Source organism: Pseudorhodoferax sp. (assembly GCF_047601025.1).
Classification (GTDB): Bacteria; Pseudomonadota; Gammaproteobacteria; order Burkholderiales; family Burkholderiaceae_C; genus Pseudorhodoferax.
In genome coordinates, this window is record NZ_JASGJZ010000001.1 from 3,145,338 (window position 1) to 3,168,520 (window position 23,183).

Annotated in this window: 21 protein-coding genes; 13 read left to right on the plus strand and 8 right to left on the minus strand. The window is 70.8% G+C overall.

Annotated elements, in window-relative coordinates; translation table 11 throughout:
• Nucleotides 1–52 precede the first annotated feature (52 nt).
• The 3 genes from QM782_RS14790 to QM782_RS14800 all read left to right on the plus strand — a co-directional run bounded on the left by QM782_RS14790 (nucleotide 53) and on the right by QM782_RS14800 (nucleotide 2,948).
• Nucleotides 53–541, plus strand: coding sequence for a tripartite tricarboxylate transporter TctB family protein (locus tag QM782_RS14790; protein ID WP_415203667.1), 489 nt, complete (start codon nucleotides 53–55; stop codon nucleotides 539–541).
• Between the two features lie 15 nt (nucleotides 542–556).
• Complete coding sequence (locus tag QM782_RS14795) at nucleotides 557–2,068, plus strand: tripartite tricarboxylate transporter permease (RefSeq protein WP_415203668.1); 1,512 nt, start codon at nucleotides 557–559, stop codon at nucleotides 2,066–2,068.
• Between the two features lie 82 nt (nucleotides 2,069–2,150).
• Complete coding sequence (locus tag QM782_RS14800; RefSeq protein WP_415203669.1) at nucleotides 2,151–2,948, plus strand: SDR family oxidoreductase; 798 nt, start codon at nucleotides 2,151–2,153, stop codon at nucleotides 2,946–2,948.
• Between the two features lie 43 nt (nucleotides 2,949–2,991).
• Here the strand turns inward: QM782_RS14800 and QM782_RS14805 are convergent, their stop codons facing one another.
• Nucleotides 2,992–3,903, minus strand: coding sequence for a DMT family transporter (locus QM782_RS14805; protein ID WP_415203670.1), 912 nt, complete (start codon nucleotides 3,901–3,903; stop codon nucleotides 2,992–2,994).
• A gap of 83 nt (nucleotides 3,904–3,986) precedes the next feature.
• Here QM782_RS14805 and QM782_RS14810 point away from each other — a divergent pair, with 83 nt between their 5' ends.
• Both QM782_RS14810 and QM782_RS14815 read left to right on the plus strand, forming a co-directional pair.
• Entirely contained in the window at nucleotides 3,987–4,976 is a 990-nt protein-coding gene (locus tag QM782_RS14810) for a quinone oxidoreductase family protein (protein WP_415203671.1), read from the plus strand.
• Nucleotides 4,973–5,755: an NUDIX hydrolase gene (locus QM782_RS14815; protein WP_415203672.1), complete on the plus strand. Its 783-nt coding sequence runs from the start codon at nucleotides 4,973–4,975 to the stop codon at nucleotides 5,753–5,755. The genes QM782_RS14810 and QM782_RS14815 overlap by 4 nt, the downstream gene beginning before the upstream one ends.
• A 14-nt stretch (nucleotides 5,756–5,769) precedes the next feature.
• On the opposite strand, the gene QM782_RS14820 is transcribed toward QM782_RS14815, so the two are convergent.
• From QM782_RS14820 to QM782_RS14835, 4 genes are all read right to left on the minus strand, one after another.
• Nucleotides 5,770–7,422 (minus strand): Na/Pi cotransporter family protein, encoded by a 1,653-nt coding sequence (locus tag QM782_RS14820; protein WP_415203673.1) that lies wholly within the window; start codon nucleotides 7,420–7,422, stop codon nucleotides 5,770–5,772.
• Nucleotides 7,423–7,466: 44 nt separating this feature from the next.
• The gene (gene lspA / locus QM782_RS14825) at nucleotides 7,467–7,970 is read right to left on the minus strand and encodes a signal peptidase II (RefSeq protein WP_415203674.1); all 504 of its coding nucleotides are present in this window, start codon (nucleotides 7,968–7,970) and stop codon (nucleotides 7,467–7,469) included.
• Nucleotides 7,970–10,798 carry an isoleucine--tRNA ligase gene (gene ileS / locus QM782_RS14830; RefSeq protein ID WP_415203675.1) on the minus strand — a complete coding sequence of 943 codons (2,829 nt, stop codon included), beginning with the start codon at nucleotides 10,796–10,798 and terminating at the stop codon, nucleotides 7,970–7,972. Before ileS ends, lspA begins: the two co-directional genes overlap by 1 nt.
• A 107-nt stretch (nucleotides 10,799–10,905) precedes the next feature.
• Nucleotides 10,906–11,952 carry a bifunctional riboflavin kinase/FAD synthetase gene (locus tag QM782_RS14835; protein WP_415203676.1) on the minus strand — a complete coding sequence of 349 codons (1,047 nt, stop codon included), beginning with the start codon at nucleotides 11,950–11,952 and terminating at the stop codon, nucleotides 10,906–10,908.
• A gap of 169 nt (nucleotides 11,953–12,121) precedes the next feature.
• Here QM782_RS14835 and QM782_RS14840 point away from each other — a divergent pair, with 169 nt between their 5' ends.
• On the plus strand, nucleotides 12,122–12,679 hold the full coding sequence (locus QM782_RS14840) for an HNH endonuclease (protein ID WP_415203677.1): 558 nt from the start codon (nucleotides 12,122–12,124) through the stop codon (nucleotides 12,677–12,679).
• A 31-nt stretch (nucleotides 12,680–12,710) separates the two neighbouring features.
• Here QM782_RS14840 and QM782_RS14845 read toward each other — a convergent pair whose 3' ends face one another.
• Nucleotides 12,711–13,826, minus strand: coding sequence for an acyl-CoA dehydrogenase family protein (locus QM782_RS14845; protein WP_415203678.1), 1,116 nt, complete (start codon nucleotides 13,824–13,826; stop codon nucleotides 12,711–12,713).
• Between the two features lie 18 nt (nucleotides 13,827–13,844).
• A complete protein-coding gene (locus tag QM782_RS14850; RefSeq protein ID WP_415203679.1) occupies nucleotides 13,845–15,023 on the minus strand; it encodes an acyl-CoA dehydrogenase family protein in 1,179 nt (392 codons plus the stop codon).
• 108 nt (nucleotides 15,024–15,131) lie between these two features.
• On the opposite strand from QM782_RS14850, the gene purN reads away from it, so the two are divergent.
• The 5 genes from purN (at nucleotide 15,132) to QM782_RS14875 (ending at nucleotide 20,182) form a co-directional block, all read left to right on the plus strand.
• Nucleotides 15,132–15,725, plus strand: a complete 594-nt coding sequence (gene purN / locus QM782_RS14855; RefSeq protein WP_415205652.1) for a phosphoribosylglycinamide formyltransferase — start codon at nucleotides 15,132–15,134, stop codon at nucleotides 15,723–15,725.
• Nucleotides 15,726–15,736: 11 nt separating this feature from the next.
• Nucleotides 15,737–17,005, plus strand: coding sequence for an RsmB/NOP family class I SAM-dependent RNA methyltransferase (locus tag QM782_RS14860; RefSeq protein ID WP_415203680.1), 1,269 nt, complete (start codon nucleotides 15,737–15,739; stop codon nucleotides 17,003–17,005).
• Nucleotides 17,006–17,128: 123 nt separating this feature from the next.
• A complete protein-coding gene (locus tag QM782_RS14865; protein ID WP_415203681.1) occupies nucleotides 17,129–18,352 on the plus strand; it encodes a fatty acid desaturase in 1,224 nt (407 codons plus the stop codon).
• Nucleotides 18,353–18,541: 189 nt separating this feature from the next.
• A complete protein-coding gene (locus QM782_RS14870) occupies nucleotides 18,542–18,880 on the plus strand; it encodes a hypothetical protein (protein WP_415203682.1) in 339 nt (112 codons plus the stop codon).
• Nucleotides 18,881–19,225: 345 nt separating this feature from the next.
• Complete coding sequence (locus QM782_RS14875) at nucleotides 19,226–20,182, plus strand: succinylglutamate desuccinylase/aspartoacylase family protein (protein ID WP_415203683.1); 957 nt, start codon at nucleotides 19,226–19,228, stop codon at nucleotides 20,180–20,182.
• On the opposite strand, the gene QM782_RS14880 is transcribed toward QM782_RS14875, so the two are convergent.
• On the minus strand, nucleotides 20,179–20,991 hold the full coding sequence (locus QM782_RS14880; protein WP_415203684.1) for a transglutaminase-like domain-containing protein: 813 nt from the start codon (nucleotides 20,989–20,991) through the stop codon (nucleotides 20,179–20,181). The two genes, QM782_RS14875 and QM782_RS14880, sit on opposite strands and share 4 nt — an antisense overlap.
• Before the next feature lie 269 nt (nucleotides 20,992–21,260).
• Here QM782_RS14880 and QM782_RS14885 point away from each other — a divergent pair, with 269 nt between their 5' ends.
• Nucleotides 21,261–22,229 carry a Bug family tripartite tricarboxylate transporter substrate binding protein gene (locus QM782_RS14885; protein ID WP_415203685.1) on the plus strand — a complete coding sequence of 323 codons (969 nt, stop codon included), beginning with the start codon at nucleotides 21,261–21,263 and terminating at the stop codon, nucleotides 22,227–22,229.
• Between the two features lie 20 nt (nucleotides 22,230–22,249).
• Nucleotides 22,250–23,140, plus strand: a complete 891-nt coding sequence (locus tag QM782_RS14890; RefSeq protein WP_415205653.1) for an N-formylglutamate amidohydrolase — start codon at nucleotides 22,250–22,252, stop codon at nucleotides 23,138–23,140.
• Nucleotides 23,141–23,183: the final 43 nt, after the last annotated feature.

Sequence of the window (23,183 nt, forward strand, 5' to 3'; positions counted from 1 at the left end):
CGCTTCGAATGCCTCCACAATCGCGCCACCTTTTGTTCGAGGAGGCGTTCTTGTGAACATCAAAAGTCAGAAAGACTTTTTTTCCGGGCTCATGTTCATCGTGGTCGGTGTGGGATTCGCCTGGGGCGCCACGACCTACACGGTGGGCAGCGGCGCCCGCATGGGGCCGGGTTACTTCCCGCTGCTGCTGGGCATCCTGCTGGCCATCATCGGCGCGGTAGTCACCTTCAAGGCCATGGTCATCGAGACGCCCACCGGCGACAAGATCGGCAAATGGGCCTGGAAGCCGCTGTTCTTCATCATCGCCGCCAACCTGCTGTTCGGCGTGCTGCTCGCGGGGTTGCCCAGCCTGGGCGTTCCCGCCATGGGCCTGATGGTGGCGATCTACGGCCTGACCTTCGTGGCCAGCCTGGCCGGCGACCGCTTCCATGCGCTGGAGACCTTCGTGCTGGCCACCGTGCTGGCCGTGGGCAGCTACGTGGCCTTCGTGTGGGGGCTGAACCTGCAGTTCCCCGTCTGGCCCAGTTTCATCGTGGGCTGATCGGGAGGAGAGACCATGGAGTTGTTCGAACACCTTTCGATGGGTTTTGGCGTTGCATTCACGTTCCAGAACCTGATCTATTGCTTCATCGGCTGCCTGCTGGGCACGCTGATCGGCGTGCTGCCCGGGGTGGGGCCCGTGGCCACGATCGCCATGCTGCTGCCCGCCACCTACGCGCTGCCGCCCGTGGCCGCGCTGATCATGCTGGCCGGCATCTACTACGGCGCGCAGTACGGCGGTTCCACCACCGCCATCCTGGTGAACCTGCCCGGCGAGTCCTCGTCCGTGGTGACTGTGATCGACGGTTACCAGATGGCCCGCAAGGGGCGCGCGGGGCCGGCACTGGCGGCGGCGGGCATCGGCTCGTTCTTCGCCGGCTGCGTCGGCACGCTGATCCTGGCCGCGTTCGCGCCGCCGCTGACCGAGGTGGCATTCAAGTTCGGCCCGGCCGAATACTTCAGCCTGATGGTGCTGGGCCTGATCGGCGCCGTGGTGCTGGCCTCGGGCTCGCTGCTCAAGGCGATCGGCATGATCGTGCTGGGCCTGCTGCTGGGCCTGGTGGGCACCGACGTGAACTCGGGCGTGGCGCGCTACAGCTTCGACATCCCCGAGCTGACCGACGGCATCAACTTCACCGTGATCGCGATGGGTGTGTTCGGCTATGGCGAAATCATCGCCAACCTGGCCGTGCCTGAGCATGAGCGCGAGGTCTTCACGGGCAAGGTGCAGGGCCTGTTTCCCACCAAGGAGGACTTCAAGCGCATGCTGCCTGCCATGATGCGCGGCACGGCGCTGGGTTCGGCACTGGGCATCCTGCCCGGTGGCGGTGCGCTGCTGTCGGCCTTCGCGGCCTACACCATCGAGAAGAAGACCAAGCTGCAGCCCGGCGAAGTGCCGTTCGGCCAGGGCAACATCCGCGGCGTGTGCGCGCCGGAATCGGCCAACAACGCCGGCTCGCAGACCTCCTTCATCCCGCTGCTGACGCTGGGCATCCCGCCCAACGCGGTGATGGCGCTGATGGTCGGTGCCATGACCATCCACAACATCCAGCCCGGCCCGCAGGTCATGACCAGCAACCCCGAGCTGTTCTGGGGCCTGATCGCCTCGATGTGGATCGGCAACCTGATGCTGGTGATCCTGAACCTGCCGCTGATCGGCATGTGGATCAAGCTGCTGACCGTGCCCTACCGCTGGCTGTTCCCCTCCATCGTGCTGTTCTGCGCGGTGGGCGTGTATTCCACCAACAACAACACCTTCGACGTGTGGCTGGTGGGTGCCTTCGGCGTGATCGGCTACCTCTTCCACAAGCTGGGCACCGAGCCTGCCCCGCTGCTGCTGGGCTTCATCCTGGGCCCGATGATGGAAGAGAACCTGCGCCGCGCGCTGCTGCTGTCGCGCGGCGACTGGAGCGTGTTCGTCACGCGGCCGATCTCCGCCGGTCTGCTGGGCGCTGCCTTGCTGCTGCTCATCATCGTGACGATGCCGGCCATCAAGAACAAGCGCGAGGAAGCGTTCGTTGAGGACTGACACGGCTCTCGCTTCGTCGAAACGGCGCCCTCGGGCGCCGTTTTCTATGATGCAGCCCGCATCGACAACCAAGGGAGATCGCATGGACCTGGGAATCGCAGGCAAGTGGGCGCTGGTGTGCGGCGCCAGCAAGGGACTGGGCTTCGGCTGCGCGCAAGCCTTGTCGCGCGAGGGCGTGCACGTGCTGATCGTGGCGCGCGGCGCCGAGGCCCTGCAGGCCGCGAAGGAGCGGCTGCTGGCCGATCCGCAGCGCCCGCCGGCCGCGCAGGTCGAGAGCGTGGCGGCCGACATCACCACGCCCGCGGGCCGCGCGGCGGTGTTCGCGCTGCGCAGGGAGTTCGACATCATCGTCACGAACGCCGGCGGCCCGCCGCCCGGCGATTTCCGCGCATGGGATCGCGAGGCCTGGATCAAGGCGCTGGACGCCAACATGCTGACGCCGGTCGAGCTGATCCGCTCGGCCGTGGACGGCATGGCCGCGCGCGGCTTCGGCCGCATCGTCAACATCACGTCGAGTTCCGTGAAGGCGCCGATCGACGTGCTGGGGCTGTCCAACGGCGCGCGCAGCGGGCTGACCGGCTTCGTGGCCGGCGTCGCGCGCATTCCCAGCCTGGCCTCGGCCGGCGTGACCATCAACAACCTGCTGCCCGGCGTGTTCGACACCGACCGCATACGCAGCATGGCGGCCGCGCAGTCGGCCAGGACGGGCGAGCCGCCCGAGGCCATCGTCGAGGCGCGCAAGAAGCCCGTGCCGGCGCGCCGCCTGGGCGACCCGGCCGAGTTCGGCGCTGCCTGCGCCTTCCTGTGCAGCCGGCATGCGGGCTACATCACCGGCCAGAACATCCTGATCGACGGCGGCGCCTACCCCGGCACCCACTAGAGGAGCAGGAGCACCACCCTGCGGCGGGTCGCGCCGCAGGGTGTCAGGCGCCCCGGCGCCGGGACGAGACCAGGATGCCGCCCACGGTCAGGCCGAACGCCAGCGCGTGGTAGGGCTGCGGCGACTCGTGCAGCACGAGGCCGGACATCAGGACCGCGAACAGCGGCATCAGGTTCGCGAAGAAGGCGGCCGTGCTGGGGCCTGCACGGCGCACGCCCGCGCCCCAGCACTGGTAGGCCAGCAGCGAGGGCCCGACTGCGACGTACAGCAGCGCCGCCGCCAGCGGCCAGCTCCACGCGATCGGCGCCGGGTCCAGCAGCAGCGCCTCGCCGCCGGCGAACAGGCCGGCCCACAGCGTGCCGAACACCACCTGCGCCATCAGCAGGCTGGCCCAGTCCGCACGCAGCGGCTCCGGCACGCCGGGCCGGGTCAGCAGCCAGCTGTAGAGCGACCAGACCACCGTGGCCAGCACCATCAGCAGGTCGCCCGTCACCAGGCGCAGCTGCAGCAGCTGGTGCGCGTCGCCGCGGCTCAGCACGACCAGCACGCCGGCGACGGACAGCGCCGCGCCGAGCAGTTGCTGCGGCATGACGCGCGCGCCGAACAGCAGGCCGATGGCCAGCATCCAGACCGGCATGCTGGAGCCGACCAGCGTCACGTTGATTGGCGTGGACGTCTGCAGCGCCAGGTACAGCAGTGCGTTGTAGCTGCCCACGCTCAGCAGGCCCAGCAGCGCCAGGTGCCGGCGCTGGCGCCACAGCCCGCTGCCGGGCCGGAACACGCGCCAGGCCAGCGGCAGCAGCAGCGCGAACACCAGCGTCCAGCGCAGGAAGTTCAGCATGACCGGCGGGATCAGGCCGACGACGAGCCGGCCGACGATGGCGTTGCTGGCCCACAGCAGCGGCGGGATCGTGAGCAGGGCGGCGGTGGCCGGCGTGAGGCGTTGCTCGGACATAGGGGCGGCACTGTACCTGCCGAATGGCGGCCGCGTTTTCTGGCAGCATGCGCAGTTTCGACCACGTACACCGAGAGGACGACATGACGACGAGCAAGGCCATCCGCATCGAACGCCCGGGCGGACCGGAGGAAATGCAACTGGTGCAGGTCGAGGTCGGCGAGCCCGGGCCGGGCGAGATCCGCATCCGCCACCAGGCGATCGGCCTGAACTTCATCGACGTCTACCAGCGCACCGGGCTGTACCCGTTCCCGATGCCGCTGCAGCTGGGCATGGAGGCTTCGGGCATCGTCGAGGCGGTGGGCGAGGGTGTCTCGCACCTGAAGCCGGGCGACCGGGCCGCCTACGCCAGCCAGCCGCCCGGCAGCTACAGCCAGCTGCGCGTGATGCCGGCCCGGAACGTCTGCCGGCTGCCCGACGCGATCGACTTCGAGACCGGTGCGGCGATGATGCTCAAGGGGATGACGGCGCAGTACCTGCTCAAGAAGACGCTGCCGCAGGGCGGCCTGCAGCCGGGCGACCATGTGCTGTTCCATGCCGCGGCAGGCGGGGTGGGCCTGATCGCCTGCCAGTGGGCGCGTGCGCTGGGCCTGCAGCTGATCGGCACGGCCGGCTCCCCGGAGAAGTGCCGGCTGGCGCTGGAGCACGGCGCGGCCCATGCGATCGACTACAAGCGCGAGGACTTCGTGGCCCGCGTGAAGGAGATCACCGGCGGCGCCGGCGTCAAGGTGGTCTACGACTCGATCGGCCAGGACACCTTCGAGAAGTCGCTGGACTGTCTGCGCCCGTTCGGGCTGATGGCCAGCTTCGGCAATGCCTCGGGCCCGGTGCCGCCGATCGCGCCGGGCATTCTCGGCACCAAGGGCTCGCTGTACCTGACGCGCTGCACGCTGTTCGCGCACATGGCCACGCGCGAGAGCACCCAGGCCATGGCCGACGACCTGTTCGACGCGGTGGTGCGCGGCGACGTGAAGATCCGGATCGACCAGCGCTATCCGCTGGAGCAGGTGCAGCAGGCGCACCGCGACCTGGAAGCCCGCAGGACCACCGGCTGCACGATCCTGACGCTGTGAGCGCGCCGCGGCTGGACGCCGGATGGCGCGCCGCACTGCTGGCGCGGACGAACCAGCCGCCGCGCGCGCCGCGCGTGCCGCTGACCTGGGACGGCCGCACCATCGGTTCCGTCGAGCCGGCCGTGCCGCTGGCGCTGGGCGGCGCGCTGCTGTGCCGCGAAGGGGGCGGCTACGCGGTGCCGGGCGATCTCTCCACCGGACTGGAACGGCTGGCCCTGGCGCTGCGCGCGGCCGGGCTGGCCCATGCCTGGCGCGACGAGCAGCTGGCCGTCTGCGACACCCACGGCGTGCCGCTGGCGAGCGTGGAGCGTGCCGTGGTGCGCGTGCTGGGCATCGCCACGCGGGCCGTGCACCTGGTCGGCTTCGACGCGCGCGGCCGGGTCTGGCTGCAGCTGCGCGCGTCGAGCAAGGCCAACGACCCGGGTAAGTGGGACACGCTGATGGGCGGCATGGTCGGCGCCCGCGACACGCTGGAGACGGCGCTGGAGCGCGAGACCTGGGAGGAGGCCGGCCTGCGGCTGGAACAGCTGCTGGACCTGCAGGCCGGCGGCTGGCTGGAACAGCGCCGCCCGGCCGAAGACGGCACGCGCCACGGCTACCTGGTCGAGGCCACGCTGTGGAGCCGCTGCGTGCTGCCGGACGGCGTGCAGCCGCGCAACCAGGACGGCGAGGTCGAGCGCTTCGAATGCGTGGCGCCGGCCGAGGTCGTGGCGCGGCTGCAGCAGGACCTGTTCACCGACGAGGCGGCGCTGGTCCTGCTCCAGGCGCTGGGGCTGTAGCCGGCGCCCGGTCGTCAGAGCTGGTCGAGCTTGGACTCGCGGATGCGGCTCGGCGCCAGCGCGCCGGCCGAATCCAGGATCGGGTAGGCGATCGAGCAGATGTGCGAGTTGATGCGCTTGAGCTCGGACAGGAGGTCGATGTGCAGCGAGCTGGTCTCGATGCTGGGCATGGTCTTCTCGGACAGCCGCGCCAGGTGCGTGCGCGAGTAGGCGCGCTCCAGGTCGCGGAAGCGCGCCTTCTCCTCCAGCAGCTTGCGGGCGTCGTGCACGTTGCCGTTCAGGAACACGCTCATGCCCAGCCGCAGGTTGGCCAGCAGCCGCTCGTGCATCTCGCGGATCTCGGCCATGCCGGCGTCGGAGAAGCTGCGGCCCGGGCGGATCTTCTTGTCTTCGATGTCGATCAGCACGCGCTCGATGGTGTCGCCGATCTGCTCCATGTTGATCGTGAAGCTGATGATGTCGGTCCAGCGCCGGCTTTCGTCCTCGCCCAGGGCCTCGCGCGAGATCTGGGTCAGGTAGTACTTGATCGCGGAGTACAGCTCGTCCACGGTGTCGTCGAGCTTGCGCAGCTCCTCGGCCAGGCGCAGGTCGTTGCGCACGATCACGTCCAGCACGCCGCTCAGCATGGTTTCCACGACGTCGGCCTGGTGCAGCGCCTCGCGGGCGGCGCAGGAGATGGCCAGCGAGGGCGTGCTCAGGGCCGACGGGTCGAGGTGGCGGGGCCGCGTGTTGGCGGGCGGCGGCGGCGCCGGCAGCAGCCGCACGGTCAGGCGCGCGACCAGCTCGGTCAGGCCGATGAAGGCGGCGCTGGCCACCACGTTGAAGGCCAGGTGGAACAGCACCACCAGCTGGGTCGTGTTGTCCAGGTGCGGCCGCACGTAGCGCAGCCACAGGCCCACGAAGGGCGCCGCGATGGCGACGCCCAGCAGCTTGAACAGCAGGTTGCCGACCGTGACCTGCCGCACTTCCACGGGCGACTTGGCCGTGGTCAGCACGGCCAGCACGCCGCTGCCCAGGTTGGCGCCGAGCACCAGGCCCAGCGCCACGTCCAGCGGGACCACCGCCGAGCTGGCCATCGCGGCCACCAGCAGCACCACGGCCAGGCTCGAATAGGCCACCACCGCGAGTGCGGCGCCGACCGTGATCTCCAGCAGGATGTCGCTGTTGATGGACATGACGACGGCGCGCATGGCCTGGCCTTCGAACAGCGGCCCGGTGGCGGCGACCACGAGCTGCAGCGCCAGCAGCATCAGCCCCAGGCCGATCAGCACCCGGCCGAAGCGGCCCGCGGCGCTGGCGGGGCGGGTGATCGACAGCACCACGCCGCTGAAGATGAATAGCGGCGACAGCCAGGACAGGTCGGTGGAGAACAGCACCGAGATCAGCGCGGTGCCGATGTCCGCGCCGCGCATGACGGCCAGCGCGGCCGGCAGCGTGATCAGGCCCTGGCCGACGAAGGACGAGGTCATCAGCGAGGTGGCGGTGCTGGACTGCACCAGGGCGGTCACGCCGATGCCGGCCAGCACCGCGGACAGGCGGCTGGACAGGCTGCGTTGCAGGAAGCGACGCAGATTGACGCCGAACACCCGCAGCACGCCGGTCCGGACCAGGTGGGTGCCCCATACCAGCAGCGCGACCGCTGCCAACAAGTTCAGCAGATGCTTCATGGGTGGCCGGCCACTATACGACGGCCCGCGGCGGCCGCTGCCGGCTAGCGCCGCCGGCGTGCGCGGCGGATCTCGTCCAGGATCAGCAGGACGGCGCCCAGCGTGATCGCGCTGTCGGCCAGGTTGAAGGCGGGGAAGTGCCAGCCGGCCCAGTGGAAGTCCAGGAAGTCCACCACGTAGCCGTGCTGCAGCCGGTCCACCACGTTGCCGACGGCACCGCCCAGGATGCAGGCCAGCGCGAACGAGAACAGCCGCTGGCCCGCGTGCGCGCGCAGCATCCAGACGATGAACACCGCCGCCGCGGCGCCGATGGCCGTGAAGAACCAGCGCTGCCAGCCCGAGGCGCCGGCCAGGAACGAGAACGCCGCGCCCGGGTTGTGGGCGCGCACGATGCTGAAGAAGCCGGTCACCGGCGTGGCGTCGCCGAGCTGGTAGGCGGCCAGGATCCACTGCTTGGTCGCCTGGTCGGCCGCGAACAGCACGGCCGCCAGCAGCAGCCAGGGCCACCAGCGCGGCGGCGCCTCGCCGAAGGTGCGGCGGCCGGCCATCAGGCCACGCGGCGGGTTTCGCCCGCGCCGAACAGGTTGTCGGTGCAGCGGCCGCACAGCGTGGGGTGGGCGGCGTCGCGGCCCACGTCGTCGCGGTAGTGCCAGCAGCGCTCGCACTTGGCGTGCGCCGAGGGCGTCACGCGCACGTCCAGCGCCTCGGCCGCTGCGAGCTCGGCCCTGGAGGTGATGAACACGAAGCGCAGGTCCTCGCCGAGCGAGGCCAGCAGCGCATGGTCCTCGGGCGGCGCGGCCAGCGTCAACTCGGCCTGCAGCGAGGAGCCGACGGCGCCGGTGGTGCGCACCGCCTCGATCTCCTTGTTGGCCAGGTCGCGGATCGCGCGGATGCGCGACCACTTGGCCAGCAGGCCGTCGTCCGGCGCGGGCAGGGCGCTGAAGGTCTCGACGAAGATCGATTCGGAGCGGCCGACCAGCTTCCACGCTTCCTCGGCCGTGAAGCTCAGGAACGGCGCCATCCAGCGCAGCATGGCCTGGGTGATCTGCCACAGCGCGGTCTGCGCGCTGCGGCGCGCCAGCGACTTGGGCGCGGTGGTGTAGAGCCGGTCCTTCAGCACGTCCAGGTAGAAGGCGCCCAGGTCTTCCGAGCAGTAGACCTGCAGCTTGGCGACGACCGGGTGGAACTCGTAGACCTCGTAGTGCGCCAGCACCTCGGCCTGGAACTGCGCGGCGCGCGCCAGCGCGTAGCGGTCGATCTCCAGCAACTGCTCGGCCGGCACCGCGTCCTGCGCGGGGTCGAAGTCGCTGGTGTTGGCCAGCAGGAAGCGCAGCGTGTTGCGGATGCGGCGGTAGCCGTCCACCACGCGCGCGAGGATCTTGTCGTCGCCGGCGATGTCGCCCGAGTAGTCGCTGGCCGCGACCCACAGGCGGATGATCTCGGCGCCCAGCTTCTTGCTGACCTCTTGCGGGTCGATGCCGTTGCCCAGCGACTTGCTCATCTTGCGGCCCTGGCTGTCGACCGTGAAGCCGTGCGTCAGCAGGCCGCGGTAGGGCGCGCGGCCCTCGATCGCGCAGGCCAGCAGCAGCGAGCTGTGGAACCAGCCGCGGTGCTGGTCGTGGCCTTCCAGGTACAGGTCGGCCTCGGGGCCCTGGTCGTGGAAGCCCGGCGCGTGCGTGCCGCGCAGCACGTGCCAGAAGGTCGAGCCGGAGTCGAACCAGACCTCCAGGATGTCGGTGCTCTTGGCGTAGTGCTGTGCGTCCTCGGGCCCGAGGATCTGCTCGGCCGTCACGCGGCTCCAGGCCTCGATGCCGCCTTTCTCGACGATGTCGGCGGCCTGGTCCAGGATCTCCATCGTGCGCGGGTGCAGCGCCCCCGTGTCCTTGTGCAGGAAGAACGGGATCGGCACGCCCCAGCTGCGCTGGCGCGAGATGCACCAGTCGGGCCGGTTGGCGATCATGTCGTGCAGCCGGGCCTTGCCGTTCTCGGGGTAGAAGCCGGTGTGCTCGATGGCCTGCAGCGCGGTCTGGCGCAGCGTCTGCGGCGCCTTGTCCTTGGTGAACACGCCTTCGCCCTCGTCCATGCGGATGAACCACTGGGCCGCGGCGCGGTAGATCACCGGCGTCTTGTGGCGCCAGCAGTGCGGGTAGCTGTGGCTGATGGTCGCGGTCGCGAACAGACGGTCGGCGGCCTTCAGCGCGTCCAGCACCACCGGCACGGCCTTCCAGATGTTCTGGCCGCCGAACAGCGGGAAGTCGGCCGCGTAGCTGCCCTTGCCCTGCACCGGGTTCAGGATGTCCTCGTTCTTCAGGCCGTGGGCGGTGCAGGAGTTGTAGTCCTCCAGGCCGTAGGCCGGCGCCGAGTGCACGATGCCGGTGCCGTCGTCGGCCGTGGCGTAGTCGGCCAGGTAGACCGGCGACAGGCGGCGGTAGCCCGGGTCCGCGTCGTACAGCGGATGCTCGAACTGCAGGCCGCCCAGGCGCTCGCCGCGCACCGTGACCAGCACCTGGCCCGGCAGGCCGTAGCGGGCCAGGCACTGCTCGACCAGCGAGGCGGCCAGCACCAGCAGGCCGCGCGGGGTGTCGACCAGCGCGTACTCCAGTTCCGGGTTCAGGTTCAGGGCCTGGTTGGCCGGGATCGTCCAGGCGGTGGTGGTCCAGATGACGGCGAAGGCGTCCTTGTCCAGCGCGTCCAGGCCGAAGGCGGCGGCCAGCGCGGCCGGGTCGTGCGCGCGGAAGGCCACGTCCAGCGTCTGGCTCTTCTTGTCGGCGTACTCGATCTCGAACTCGGCCAGCGAGGAGCCGCAGTCGAAGCACCAGTACACCGGCTTCAGCCCGCGGTAGACGAAGCCGCGCTCGATCACGCGCTTGAACGCGCGCAGCTCGCCGGCCTCGTTGGCGAAGTTCATGGTCTTGTAGGGGTGGTCCCATTCGCCGAGCACGCCCAGGCGCTGGAAGTCGGCCATCTGCTGCGCGATCTGCTCGGTGGCGAACGCACGGCTCCTGGCCTGCATGTCGTCGCGGCTCAGGTTGCGGCCGTGCTTCTTCTCGATGGCGTTCTCGATCGGCAGGCCGTGGCAGTCCCAGCCCGGCACGTACAGCGCGTCGAAGCCGGCGAGCTGGCGCGCCTTGACGATCATGTCCTTGAGGATCTTGTTGACCGCGTGGCCCATGTGGATCTGGCCGTTGGCATAGGGCGGGCCGTCGTGCAGGATGAACTTGGGGCGGCCGGCGCGGGCCGCGCGCAGGCGCTTGTACAGGCCCTGGTCGTTCCAGGCCTGGACCCAGCCCGGCTCGCGCTTGGGCAGGTCGCCGCGCATGGGGAAGGGCGTGTCGGGCAGGTTCAGGGTGCTGCGGTAGTCGGTCGGTGCGGTCATGGTGCGGGGCGGGCACCGTCGATGGCGGTGCTGCAGAACGGGGAGGAACGATGCGCCCGGCAACGGGGCCGGGCACGCGCGAGGCGGGAAGGGAGGGGCCTGGACGGCTACTGAATTCGGTCGCGCGTGGTCTGCCGGCGCGTCTGCGCATGGCCGGCTGCGAGCCAGGCACGGGCGTCGTCGCAGTCCCGGGTAATGCCGGCCTTCAGGGCATCCAGGCTGTCGTACTTCAACTCGTCGTGCAGTTTGTGCAGCAGTTCCACGCGGACGATCTTACCGTAGCCCCCCTCGGCGCCCAGGCTCGCCGGCCATTGCAGGCAATGCGTCTCCAGCAGCACGCGGCCGCCGTTGACGTCGTCCGGGTCCAGCGAGGGGCGCACGCCCAGGTTGGCCACGCCGGGCAGCGGCTGGTCCGCCAGGCCGTGCACCTCGACCACGAAGATGCCCGAGGCGGCCGGCTTCCAGTGCGAAAAGCGCATGTTGATCGTGCGAAAGCCCAGTTCGCGGCCGAGCCTGCGCCCGCGCACCACGTGGCCGCTGATGCCGTAGGGCCGGCCCAGCAGACGGGCCGCGTCGTCCATGCGGCCGGCGGCCAGCGCCTCGCGCACGGTCGAGCTGGACACGCGCACGCTGCGGCGGCCGCCCTCGGCCGCGGGGTCGGGCAGCGCGACTTCGTAGCTGTTCATGCGCGCGACCTCGAAGCCCAGCGCCTCGCCGGCCGCGGCCAGCATCGCGTAGTCGCCGGCGCGCTTGGCGCCGAAGCGGAAGTCGTCCCCGACCAGCACGTAGCGCACCGACAGGCCACGCACCAGCACGTCCTCGATGAAGGCCTGCGGGTGCTGGCTGGCCAGTGCGCTGCGGAACGGCAGCACGATGGTCTGGTCCACGCCGCAGCGGGCCAGCTCGATCAGCTTGTCGCGCAGCGTGCCGATGCGGGCCGGCGCGAGCTCGGGCCGGCCGGTGACCTGGGCGAAGTAGTCGCGCGGATGCGGCTCGAAGCTCATCACGCAGCTGGCCACGCCGCGGTGCTGCGCCTCGTTGCGCAGCAGTGCCAGCATGGCCTGGTGGCCGCGGTGCACGCCATCGAAATTGCCGATCGTCAGCGCGCACGCCGGCGCGATGCCGCGGTAGTGGAAGCCCCGGAAGATCTTCATTTGGCTGTTAGCGTTTCGATAGCGCCTGGCGCAGGCCCTTGGCGCCCGTCACGTGGATGGGGGTGGAAACCTGTATATTGTGACGCGGCGCACCATGCTTCCAAGGGGCGCCGACGTCCGGTTGTCTGCGGTTCCGTTCGCGCGCGTTTCGTCGTTCAGGAGGCGTCGTTTGAAGGTGCTGAAGCTGTCGGGGCAAGGGCTGCCCCAGTCGTGGATCTCGCTGGAACAGGCGGTGCTGCACTATGCCGCCGACGAGGTGCGCTGGGAGTCGGGCGCCGAGATCGCGGTGTTCCGCGGCGGCCACAACGCGGTGACCGGCTGCCAGTCGCGCATCGCGGTCAGCAGCATCATCGGCACCAAGGGCCAGCCGAACATCAACCCGTTCCGCCTGCGCCCGGCGCTGACGAACGCCAAGCTGTTCGCCCGCGACCGCAACGTCTGCGCCTACTGCGGCCAGCGCTGCTACGAGGAGCACCTGACGCGCGAGCACATCGTGCCGCTGTCGCAGAACGGGCGGGACCACTGGATGAACGTGGTCACGGCCTGCCGCAGCTGCAACCACCGCAAGAGCAACCGCACGCCCGAGCAGGCGCGCATGCCGCTGCTGTACGCGCCCTACGTGCCCAGCCTGTGGGAGGACTTCATCCTGCGCAACCGCCGCATCCTGGCGGACCAGATGGAGTTCCTGATGGCGCACGTGCCGCGATCCTCGCGCTTGCTGGCCTGAGGAAGAGCCGCTGGCAGGCCGGGCGAGGAACTCAGGCGAACACGCCAGCCTTGGGCTGCATGCGGGCCGAGACCTCGCCCAGGTGGTGCAACGTGTCGCCGAACTGCATTTCCATCTGCGTCAGCCGCTTGAAGCAGTGGCTGCCCGCGTACTCGTCGGTCACGCCGATGCCGCCGTGCAGCTGCACCGCGTTCTGGCCGACGAAGCGCATGGACTGGCCGAGCTGCACCTTGGCGCGCGCCATGGCGCGGCGGCGCTCGTCGGCCGGGGCGTTCAGCTTCAGCGTGGCGTAGTAGCTCATCGAGCGCGCCAGCTCCTGCTGCATCTTCATGTCGGCCATGCGGTGGCGCAGCGCCTGGAAGCTGCCGATGACGACGCCGAACTGCCTGCGCGTGTTCAGGTACTCGGCCGTCAGCGCCATGGTCCGGTCCAGCACGCCCACGGCCTCGGCGCACAGCGCGGCGATGCCGATGTCCACCGCGTGCTCCAGCGCGGGCAGGCCGTCGGCCGCGACCAGGCGGGCCGGCGCGTCCTGCAGCTCCAGCTCGGCGGCGCGCGAGCCGTCCTGCGTGACGTAGCCGCGCGCGGACACGCCGGCCGCCACGCGCTCGACCAGGAACAGCGCGAGGGTGCCGTCCACCGTGGCCGGCACCAGCAGGGCGTCGGCCTGGTCGCCGGCCGGCACGATGCTCTTGCGGCCGGTCACGCGCCAGCCGCCGCCGGCCGGGCGGGCCGCGGCGGCGCAGCGGTCCAGGCGGTAGCGCGCGGCGCGTTCCTGGTGGGCCAGCACCACCAGCGCCGCGCCGGACGCGATGCGCGGCAGCCAGTCGGCCCGGAGCGTGGCGTCGGCATGGGCCGACAGCACGCCGCCGGCGATCAGCGTCTGGCCCAGCGGCTCCAGCACGAGGCCGCGGCCAAGTTCCTCCAGGGCCACCATGGCCTCCACCGGTCCCATGCCCAGGCCGCCGTGTTCCTCGGCGATGCACAGGCCCGCCAGGCCCAGGCCGGCCAGCCCGGCGTAGGCCTCGCGCGAGAAGCCGCCCGCCCGCACCAGCGCGCGCCGGTGCTCGAAGCCGTAGCTTTTGTCCACCCACTTGCGCACGGCCTCGCGCAACTGTTCCTGCTCGTCGCTGAAGTCGAAATCCATGGCGGTCCCCTGCTGCGTTCAGCCCAGCACGGTCTGGGCGACGATGTTGCGCTGCACCTCGTTGGAGCCGCCGTAGATCGTGGTCTTGCGCATATTGAAGTAGGTCGCGGCCAGCGGCGCGCAATGGGCCGCGCCCACGTGGTCGCCCTGCCAGCCGGCTTCCATGGCCTCCGGGATGAAGGGCAGGCTGTAGGGGCCCGCGGCCAGCATCATCAGCTCCGTATAGCGCTGCTGGATCTCGCTGCCCCGGATCTTCAGCAGGCCGGCCACGTCCAGCGGGTTCCTGCCGGACTTCTCGGCCGACAGCACGCGCAGCACCATCATTTCCAGCGCCACGACGTCGACCTCCAGCAAGGCGATCTGGTCGCGCATGCGCGGGTCGTCGTAGACGCCCTCGGCGGCGGCGATGCGCTTGAGGCGTTCGAGCTCGCGCTTGGCGCGGTTGACGTCGGCGATGTTGGTGCGCTCGTGGCTGAGCAGGTGCTTGGCGTAGGTCCAGCCCTGGTTTTCCTCGCCGATCAGGTTCTCGGCCGGCACCTCGACGTCGTCGAAGAACACCTCGTTCACCTCGTGGCCGCCGTCCAGCATGATGATCGGCCGCACCGTGATGCCGGGACTCTTCATGTCGATCAGCAGGAAGCTGATGCCCTGCTGCTTCTTGGCCTGCGGGTCGGTGCGCACCAGGCAGAAGATCCACTCGCCGTACTGGCCCAGCGTGGTCCAGGTCTTCTGGCCGTTGACGACGTACTTGTCGCCCCGGCGCTCCGCGCGCGTCTTCAGCGAGGCCAGGTCCGAGCCCGCGCCCGGCTCGCTGTAGCCCTGGCTCCACCAGACGTCGCCGCTGGCGATGCCGGGCAGGAAGCGCCGCTGCTGCTCCGGCGTGCCGAAGGCCATGATCACCGGCGCCACCATCACCGGCCCGAACGGCACGATGCGCGGCGCGCCGGCCTGCGCGCACTCTTCCTCGAACAGGTGCTTCTGCACGGCGTTCCAGCCCGGGCCGCCGAACTGCCTGGGCCAGCCGTAGCCCAGCCAGCCCCTGGCGCCCAGGATCCTGGCCCAGCGCTGCATGTCGTCGCGCGTCAGGTGCAGCCCGTCGTGCACCTTTGCGGCGATGTCCGCGGGCAGGTGCGCGCGTACCCAGGCGCGGACCTCTTCCCGGAACTGCTGCTCCTCGGCCGTGAAAGCCAAATCCATGACGGTCTCCTCGGATCCGGGGCGCTGCGAGGCGCGGCCGGATGGCGGTTGTAGCACGCCGGCCTGCGCCGGCAGGCCCACGGTGCGCGGGGATAATCCTGCGCCTTGATGAAGAACCTCGTGATCCTGATTTCCGGTGGCGGTTCCAACATGGAGGCCCTGGTACGCACCGCGCAGCAGCGCGACTGGGCCGGCCGGCTGAACGCCCGCGTGGCGGCGGTGCTGAGCAACCGGCCCGACTGCGCCGGCCTGCGCCGGGCGCAGGCGCTGGGCATCGCCACGCAGGCGATCGACCACCGCGCCTTCCAGCACGCGGCCGACCCGCGCGCCGCGTTCGATGCCGCGCTGGCCGAGGCGGTCGACCGCCATGCGCCCGACCTCGTGCTGCTGGCCGGCTTCATGCGCATCCTGACGCCGGGCTTCGTGCGGCGCTATGCCGGCCGGCTGGTCAACATCCACCCTTCGCTGCTGCCGGCCTTCCCGGGCCTGCACACGCACCGCCGCGCGATCGAGGCCGGCTGCCGCGTGGCCGGCGCCACCGTGCACCGGGTGACCGAGGCGCTGGACCACGGCCCGATCCTGGGCCAGGTGGTCGTGCCGATCCTGCCCGGCGACGACGAGCACAGCCTGGCTGCCCGCGTGCTGACGCAGGAGCACGGCATGTACCCGCGCGTGGTCGAGCGGCTGCTGCAGGCCGCCTGAGGGAGTCGCCCATGCATCCCGGAGCCCTGCTGGACGCCTGCACCGAGCTGCTGCGGCGCGCGCTGGCGTTCGAACACCCGGCCGACGCGGTGGCGGCGCGGTATTTCCGCGAGCACCGGCAGTTCGGCCCGCGCGAGCGCGCGCTGCTCGCCGACACGCTGTATGCGGTGCTGCGCCGCAAGCTGCTGTTCGAACAGCTGGCCCGCTCGGGGTCGGGGCCGCGCGAGCGCCGGCTGGCGATCCTGGGCTTCGCCGGGCCGCGCGACTTCCTGGTCGCCGCCCTGTCGCTGCCGGAGCAGGACTGGCTGCACCGCTGCGACGCCGTGCCGCCCGCGGAACCGCTGGAGCCGCATCGCCACAACCTGCCCGACTGGCTGGCCGGGCCGCTGCGCGCGCAGCTCGGCGAGGATTTCTGGCCCCTGGCCGAGGCACTGCTCGGCCCCGCGCCGCTGGACCTGCGGGTGAACCTGCTGGCCGCCAAGCGCGCCGAGGTGCAGCGGGAACTGGCCGCCGCCGGCATCGACGCCCAGCCCACGCCGTACTCGCCCTGGGGCCTGCGCGTGGATGGCAAGCCGGCGCTGCAGCGCGTGGACGCCTTCGTCCGCGGCGCCGTCGAGGTGCAGGACGAGGGCTCGCAGCTGCTGGCGCTGCTGCTGGACGCCCGGCGCGGCGAGATGGTCGCCGACTTCTGCGCCGGCGCCGGCGGCAAGACGCTGGCCATCGGCGCGGCCATGCGCAACACCGGCCGGCTCTACGCCTTCGACACCTCGGCCCACCGGCTGGAGGCGCTCAAGCCCCGGCTCGGCCGCAGCGGCCTGTCCAACGTGCATCCGGTCGCGATCGCGCACGAGCGCGACGAGCGCATCAAGCGCCTGGCCGGCAAGATGGACCGGGTGCTGGTGGACGCGCCCTGCAGCGGCTCCGGCACGCTGCGGCGCCATCCGGACCTCAAATGGCGCCAGTCGCCCGCGGCGCTGCAGGCGCTGGCCGCCACGCAGGCGGCCGTGCTGGCCAGCGCGGCGCGGCTGGTCAAGCCCGGCGGACGGCTGGTCTACGCCACCTGCAGCCTGCTGCCGGCCGAGAACGAGGCCATCGCCGAGGCGTTCGCGGCCGCCCATGCCGACTTCCAGCCGCTGCCGGCGGCCGTTGAAGCGGCGCGGCTCAAGCTGCCCGACGCGGCCGGCCTATGCAGCGGGCCGCACGGGCGGTTCCTGCGGCTGTGGCCGCACCGCCACGGTACCGACGGCTTCTTCGCCGCCCTCTGGCAAAGGCAGGGCTGAGCAAAGGTTGTTTTCTCGCCATAGCCCGCGACGGGGTACCGTCCTACAATACGCCGTTTTTCGGCCGTGCCATCTGTGCTATGTGCGCGTGCGCGAAGAACGGAGAAAGGGACTGATTTCCTTATGTTGCTACCCGATTGGCCCGTGCTGAACGCTACCGTGGACTGGCTCGCCAATGGCCTGCTGAACCTGTCCTGGTGGCAGATCGTCCTGTACACGCTGGTTACCACGCACATCACGATCGCCAGCGTGACGATCTACCTGCACCGCCACCAGGCGCACCGGGCCATGGACCTGCATTGGCTGCCGTCGCATTTCTTCCGCTTCTGGCTGTGGCTGTCCACCGGCATGGTGACCAAGGAGTGGGTGGCGATCCACCGCAAGCACCACGCCAAGTGCGAGACCAAGGACGATCCGCACAGCCCGCACGCCCACGGCATCGAGACCGTGTTCTGGAAGGGCGCCGAGCTGTACCGCGCCGAGGCCCACAACCAGGAGACGCTGAACAAGTTCAGCCTGGGCTGCCCGAACGACTGGATCGAGCGCAACCTGTACACGCGCTACAGCTGGCAGGGCGTGGGCCTGATGCTGGTGCTGAATGTGGCGCTGTTCGGCGCCGCCGGCCTGGCGGTGTGGGCCGTGCAGATGGCCTGGATCCCGTTCTGGGCCGCCGGCGTCGTCAACGGCATCGGCCACTACTGGGGCTACCGCAACTTCGAGGCGCCGGACGCCAGCACCAACATCTCGCCCTGGGGCATCATCATCGGCGGCGAGGAACTGCACAACAACCACCACACCTATCCGACCTCGGCCAAGTTCTCGGTCAAGCCGTACGAGTTCGACATCGGCTGGGTCTACATCTCCGTGCTGCAGCGCCTCGGCCTCGCCAAGGTGAAGAAGACGCCGCCGCGCATGCGGCTGGGCCAGATCCAGCCCGTGGCCGACGAGAAGACGCTGGAGGCCGTCATCGCCCACCGCTACGAGGTGATGGCCGGCTATGCGCGCGAACTCAAGCGCGCCTGCCAGCAGGAGATCGCCGTGCTGAAGGCCAAGCAGGCCGACGTCTCGGCGCTGGTGGCCGCGCGCCGCTGGCTGCACCGCGACGACGACCGCCTGCCGGCCGCGGCCCAGACCAAGATCGCGCAGGCCCGCGCCGCGCACCCGGTGCTGGACAAGATGGTCACCATGCGCGAGGAACTGCGCCAGATGTGGATGTCCACGTCCCTGACGCGCGAGCAGCTGACGGCCAACCTGCAGGCCTGGTGCCACCAGGCCGAAAGCAGCGGCATCCAGGCGCTGCGCGACTTCTCGTTGCGCCTGCGCTCGGTACGGTCCGTGCACGCCTGAGCGTCCGCCACGCCGTACGCCGACACCCCGCCGCGTGCGGGGTGTTTCGTTTCCGGGCGCTGCTGCGCCTGTCGGTGGGGCGCCGGTGGCCGCTGTCAGCCGCCGCCTATTTCTGCCGGGCCGGGGGCCGGCACGGACCGGTGCGCCGCATACTCGTAGCGACCATGCTTTCATCGGAGGAGCAGCGTGATGGCACAGGCACGACAGTGGATGGTGGCGATGGCGGTCCTGCTGGCCGGCGGACTGCAGGTCGGGCCGGCCGCGGCGCAGCCGACGCCGGCGCAGGCCGCGGCCGCAGCCGGTGCAGGCGGCAGCACCTCCGCCAACGGCGGCGCCGCGAACCTGGAGCTGGGCCATCCGTCGGGCAGCGGCGCGATCGTCGGGCCGCGGGCGCGGCGGCAGGCGCAGGAGCTGCTGGGCGAGCGGCCCGACCTCGCGGCCAGCGCGCCACGCAATCCCGGCGAACGGGCGCTGCTGCTGGAACGGGCGCAGCAGCCGCTGCCGCCCGCTTCCGCCCCGGCGAACTGACGTGGACTTGGAAACGGCAGCCGGGTGATGTCGAAAACAAACAGAATCAAGTGATGGCAAGAGGTTACGGCCGTTATCGGCAACTGCGGAGCAGTTCCGAAGGGGCAAGTCGCAAAGTCGCTCCATTCCAGGGTGCGGCAAGCACCTGCCTGCGTTCCGACCAGCCAACTGCCGTTTCCAGGGTGAAACACCCCCAGTCTCCGCGCCGCCAACCCCTGCCAAGGGGCGCCGCCTGCGGCCGGGCCCAGCCCGTTCCGCGGCGGCCGCTGTCGTGGCCTGCTCCGCGGCCTTTCGAACCCGTGCGCGCGACCCGGTGTCGTGGGCTGAGCATTCAGGAGAACCGCTATGCGCTTCCCCAACGATGAGGAGACGCTGCGCCTGCACGGCTTCGCCGCGCTGCGGCCCGGTCCGCGCCTGCTCGTGCTCGGCGGCGTGCACGGCGACGAGACCTGCGGCACCGCCGCGGTCGAGCGGCTGCGCGCCGAACTCGACGGCGGCCGGCTGGCGCTGTCGGCCGGCGAGCTGACCCTGGTGCCGGTCGCCAACCCGCTGGCCCGCCGGCTGGGCCGGCGCGAGGGCGAGCGCAACCTGAACCGCTCGTTCCAGCCCAGCGCCCGGCCGGCCGACCACGAAGCCCGCCTGACCAACCTGCTGTGTCCCGTGCTGGCCCGGCACGACGTGCTGCTGGACCTGCATTCGTTCCAGAGCGCCGGCGCGCCGTTCGCGATGATCGGCCCGCGCGACAACGCCGGCCCGCTGGAGCCGTTCGCGCGTGCGGTGGAGGAGGGGCGCCTGGCCTGGCACCTGGGTACCGATTGCGTGGTCGAAGCCTGGCTGGACGTGTACGCCGCACGGCTGGCCCGCCTGGGCCGCGCCGATGATGCCGAGGCCCTGGCCTTCGGCTGGGGCACCAACGAGTACATGCGCAGCCAGGGCGGCTACGCTGTCACGCTGGAGTGCGGCCAGCACCGCGATCCGCAGGCGCCCGAGGTCGCCTACCAGGCCATCCGCGCGGCGCTGCGACTGCTCGGCATGGCCGACGGGCCGGCGCCGGCACCAGCGCACCCGCGCGTGCTGCGCCTGGTGGACGTGACCGACCGCGCGGCGCCCGGCGACCGCTTCGTGCGCGCCTGGGCCAGCTTCGACCGCGTGCGCGCCGGCGAAACCATCGCGCTGCGCGCCGACGGCACGCCGGTGCCGGCGCCCTGCGACGGCTGCATCGTGTTCCCGAACGCCGAGGCGCTGCCGGCCAGCGAGTGGTTCTACTTCGCCATCGACAGCGACCGCCGGCTGGACGCCTAGGCCAGCTCCGTCACCACGTCGAAGCGCACCAGTTGGTGCTCGCCGAACACCATGGTGATCGGCACGTCGGCCGCGTCGCGCCCGCGCGCGATCAGGATGCGGCCGATGCGCGGCACGTTGTGCCGGGCGTCGAAGGTGATCCAGCGCCCGCCCAGGTACACCTCGAACCAGGCGCTGAAGTCCATCGGATACGGCACCGGCGGCACGCCGATGTCGCCCAGGTAGCCGGTGGCGTAGCGCGCCGGGATGTTCATGCAGCGGCACAGCGAGATCGCCAGGTGCGCGAAGTCGCGGCACACGCCCAGGCCTTCCTTCCAGGCCTCGCGCGCGGTGCGGGTGGGGCGCGCGCTGCCGTAGTCGAAGCGCAGGTGCTGGTGCACGTAGTCGCAGATCGCCTGCACCCGGCCCCAGCCCGGCCCCAGGTTGGAGAAGCGGCTCCAGGCGAAGGCCAGCAGCTCGCCGTCGAAGTCGCAGTAGCGGCTGGGCAGCAGGAACTGCATAGTCTGCGGCGGCAGTTCGGTCAGCGGATGCTCCCGGGCGGACCAGTCCACCGGATCGGGCAGGCCGCTGTCGCGCACCACGGCCTCGTTGCGCAGGCGCACCTGGTTGGTGCCGGCCGGCACGTGCACCCGTGCGCAGTGGTTGTCGAACACGTCCTGGTAGTAGTCCGTGAACAGCGGCGGGCTCAGCGTGATGTGCTCGGGCGCCACCAGGTCGCCTGCACGCGAAGGGTGCACTTGCAGCAGGTAGACCACCAGCGTGGGTGCGTTGACCTGCAGTTCGATGTCGTAGCCGATGCGGATCAGCATGGGAGCTCCAGTCGGGGCGGGGCGGAGAGGGCGTGGGTGAAGCCATGCATGCTAGGCCCGTGCCAGGCCGGCCTGCGGGGCCTGCCGGCGCATTCGCGCGTAGGTGCAGATGCCGGCCCTGCCGCGACGATGGCCGCCTGCGGACCGTGGCGGGCGGAGGTGCAGGCCCCTGCGCGGCCATTCCTTCGTGCATGGCAAGAGGCACAGCGATTGCTCTTTCGAAGGACCTGCAACCCGTGTCTTTCCTTTCCCCACCGAGGAGTGATCCCATGCAACGCCGCAAAGTGCTCGCCGCATTGGCTGCCATGTCCGCCGTCCCGGGCCTGTCCCATGGGCAGGGCTTGGACAGCAAGCCCCTGCGCCTGATCGTGCCGTTCCCGCCGGGCGGCAGTACCGACGTCGCCGGCCGCTCGCTGCAGGAACCGCTGCAGCGCCTGCTCAAGCAGCCCATCGTGATCGAGAACCGCGCCGGCGCCGGCGGCTCCATCGGCATGGCCGAGGTCGCGCGCGCGAAGGACGGGCTGACCTTCGGCGTGGCCACGCTGTCCACGCACGGCGTCAACCCCGCCGTGTTCGCCAAGCTGCCCTACGACCCGGTCAAGGACTTCGCCGGCGTGACCGAGATCGTCAAGGCGCCCGGCCTCATCGCGGTCAATCCCAAGTCGCTGCCGGTCCAGAACTTCGCCGACCTCGTCGCGTACCTCAAGGCCCATCCCAACAAGGTGGAGTACGCGACGCCCGGCAACGGCACGATCGGCCACATGTGGGGCGAGCTGTTCAAGATCTCCACCGGCACCACGCTCGTGCACATTCCCTACCGCGGTGCGGGCCCGGCCATCAACGACGTGCTCGGCGGGCAGGTGCCGGTCTACTTCGACCAGGTCGCCTCGTCGCTGCCGCACGTGAAGGCCGGCAAGCTCAAGGCGCTGGCCGTGTCCTGGCACGAGCGGCTCGACGTGCTGCCCGACGTGCCCACCTATGCGGAACTGGGCTACCCGCAGGCCAACGATGCGTCCTGGTTCGGCCTCGTGGCGCCGAAGTCCACGCCGGCCGCCCAGGTGCAGCGCGTGCAGCAGGCCATCGCCCAGGCGCTGGCCGAGCCCGCCGTGCGCGAGCGCCTGGCCGCGCAGGGGCTGTACGCTTCGGGCACCACGCCGGCCGAGTTCTCGGCGCAGATCGAGCGCGAGGTCGAGAAGATGAAGCGCGTGGCGGCCTACGCGCAGATCAAGCTCGACTGACTACCAGGAGTGACGTGCCCATGCAGACAGTGCTGCAACTGATCCACGGCCAGTATGCGCCGGCCCAGCCCATGGTCACCCGCGTGCCGGGGCGCACGGCGCTGGTGCTGGACTCGCCGCACAGCGGGACGGTCTACCCGGAGGATTTCGGTGCCGCCCTGCCGCTGCCGGTGCTGCGCCGTGCCGAGGACACCCACGTCGAGAAGCTCTACGGCTTCGCGTCCGAGCTGGGCGCGGGCTGGGTCGAGGCGCATTTCCCGCGCATCTACCTGGACGCCAACCGCGACACCACCGAACTCGACGACACCCTGCTGGACGCGCCCTGGCCCGGCCCCATCACCACCGACCCCGTGGTGCTGCAGAAGGTGCGCCTGGGCAAGGGCCTGATCTGGAAGTTCACCGACGAGGGGGCGTCCATCTACGACCGCCTGCTGTCCGTGGCCGAGGTCCAGGCGCGCATCGAGCGCTGCTGGCGCCCGTACCACGCGGCCGTGGCCGCCGAGATCGATGCGGCCCACGCGCGGCACGGCTACAGCATCCACGTGAATTGCCATTCCATGCCCGCGGTGGCGGCGAGCCACGCCACGCTGCATCCGGGCCTGCACCATGCGGACTTCGTGGTCGGCGACCGCGACGGCAGCACGGCCGACCCGGCGTTGTCGCGCCGGATCTGCGACTTCCTGCGGGCGCGGGGCTACAGCGTGGACTACAACCACCCCTACAAGGGCGTGGAACTCGTGCGCCGCTACGGCCACCCGGCGCAGCACCGCCACAGCATCCAGGTCGAGATCAACCGCAAGCTCTACATGGACGAGCAGACGCTGGCAATCGAGCCCCGCGGCTTCGAGCGCCTGCAGCGCGACCTGCGGGACCTGGCCGGCCTGCTGCTGGCCGTCGACCCGCGGCGCTGAGGGTCGCCGGCCACGGCCGGCATGGGCGAGGGGAGGGCCGGCG

Excerpts from the sequence above, each read along its gene's own strand:
- QM782_RS14795 (WP_415203668.1), top strand. The coding sequence starts at position 557 with ATGGAGTTGTTCGAACACCTTTCGATGGGTTTTGGCGTTGCATTCACG.
- QM782_RS14800 (WP_415203669.1), top strand. The coding sequence starts at position 2,151 with ATGGACCTGGGAATCGCAGGCAAGTGGGCGCTGGTGTGCGGCGCCAGC.
- QM782_RS14805 (WP_415203670.1), bottom strand. The coding sequence starts at position 3,903 with ATGTCCGAGCAACGCCTCACGCCGGCCACCGCCGCCCTGCTCACGATC.
- QM782_RS14810 (WP_415203671.1), top strand. The coding sequence starts at position 3,987 with ATGACGACGAGCAAGGCCATCCGCATCGAACGCCCGGGCGGACCGGAG.
- QM782_RS14820 (WP_415203673.1), bottom strand. The coding sequence starts at position 7,422 with ATGAAGCATCTGCTGAACTTGTTGGCAGCGGTCGCGCTGCTGGTATGG.
- lspA (WP_415203674.1), bottom strand. The coding sequence starts at position 7,970 with ATGGCCGGCCGCCGCACCTTCGGCGAGGCGCCGCCGCGCTGGTGGCCC.
- ileS (WP_415203675.1), bottom strand. The coding sequence starts at position 10,798 with ATGACCGCACCGACCGACTACCGCAGCACCCTGAACCTGCCCGACACG.
- QM782_RS14835 (WP_415203676.1), bottom strand. The coding sequence starts at position 11,952 with ATGAAGATCTTCCGGGGCTTCCACTACCGCGGCATCGCGCCGGCGTGC.
- QM782_RS14845 (WP_415203678.1), bottom strand. The coding sequence starts at position 13,826 with ATGGATTTCGACTTCAGCGACGAGCAGGAACAGTTGCGCGAGGCCGTG.
- QM782_RS14850 (WP_415203679.1), bottom strand. The coding sequence starts at position 15,023 with ATGGATTTGGCTTTCACGGCCGAGGAGCAGCAGTTCCGGGAAGAGGTC.
- purN (WP_415205652.1), top strand. The coding sequence starts at position 15,132 with ATGAAGAACCTCGTGATCCTGATTTCCGGTGGCGGTTCCAACATGGAG.
- QM782_RS14860 (WP_415203680.1), top strand. The coding sequence starts at position 15,737 with ATGCATCCCGGAGCCCTGCTGGACGCCTGCACCGAGCTGCTGCGGCGC.
- QM782_RS14865 (WP_415203681.1), top strand. The coding sequence starts at position 17,129 with ATGTTGCTACCCGATTGGCCCGTGCTGAACGCTACCGTGGACTGGCTC.
- QM782_RS14870 (WP_415203682.1), top strand. The coding sequence starts at position 18,542 with ATGGCACAGGCACGACAGTGGATGGTGGCGATGGCGGTCCTGCTGGCC.
- QM782_RS14875 (WP_415203683.1), top strand. The coding sequence starts at position 19,226 with ATGCGCTTCCCCAACGATGAGGAGACGCTGCGCCTGCACGGCTTCGCC.
- QM782_RS14880 (WP_415203684.1), bottom strand. The coding sequence starts at position 20,991 with ATGCTGATCCGCATCGGCTACGACATCGAACTGCAGGTCAACGCACCC.
- QM782_RS14885 (WP_415203685.1), top strand. The coding sequence starts at position 21,261 with ATGCAACGCCGCAAAGTGCTCGCCGCATTGGCTGCCATGTCCGCCGTC.
- QM782_RS14890 (WP_415205653.1), top strand. The coding sequence starts at position 22,250 with ATGCAGACAGTGCTGCAACTGATCCACGGCCAGTATGCGCCGGCCCAG.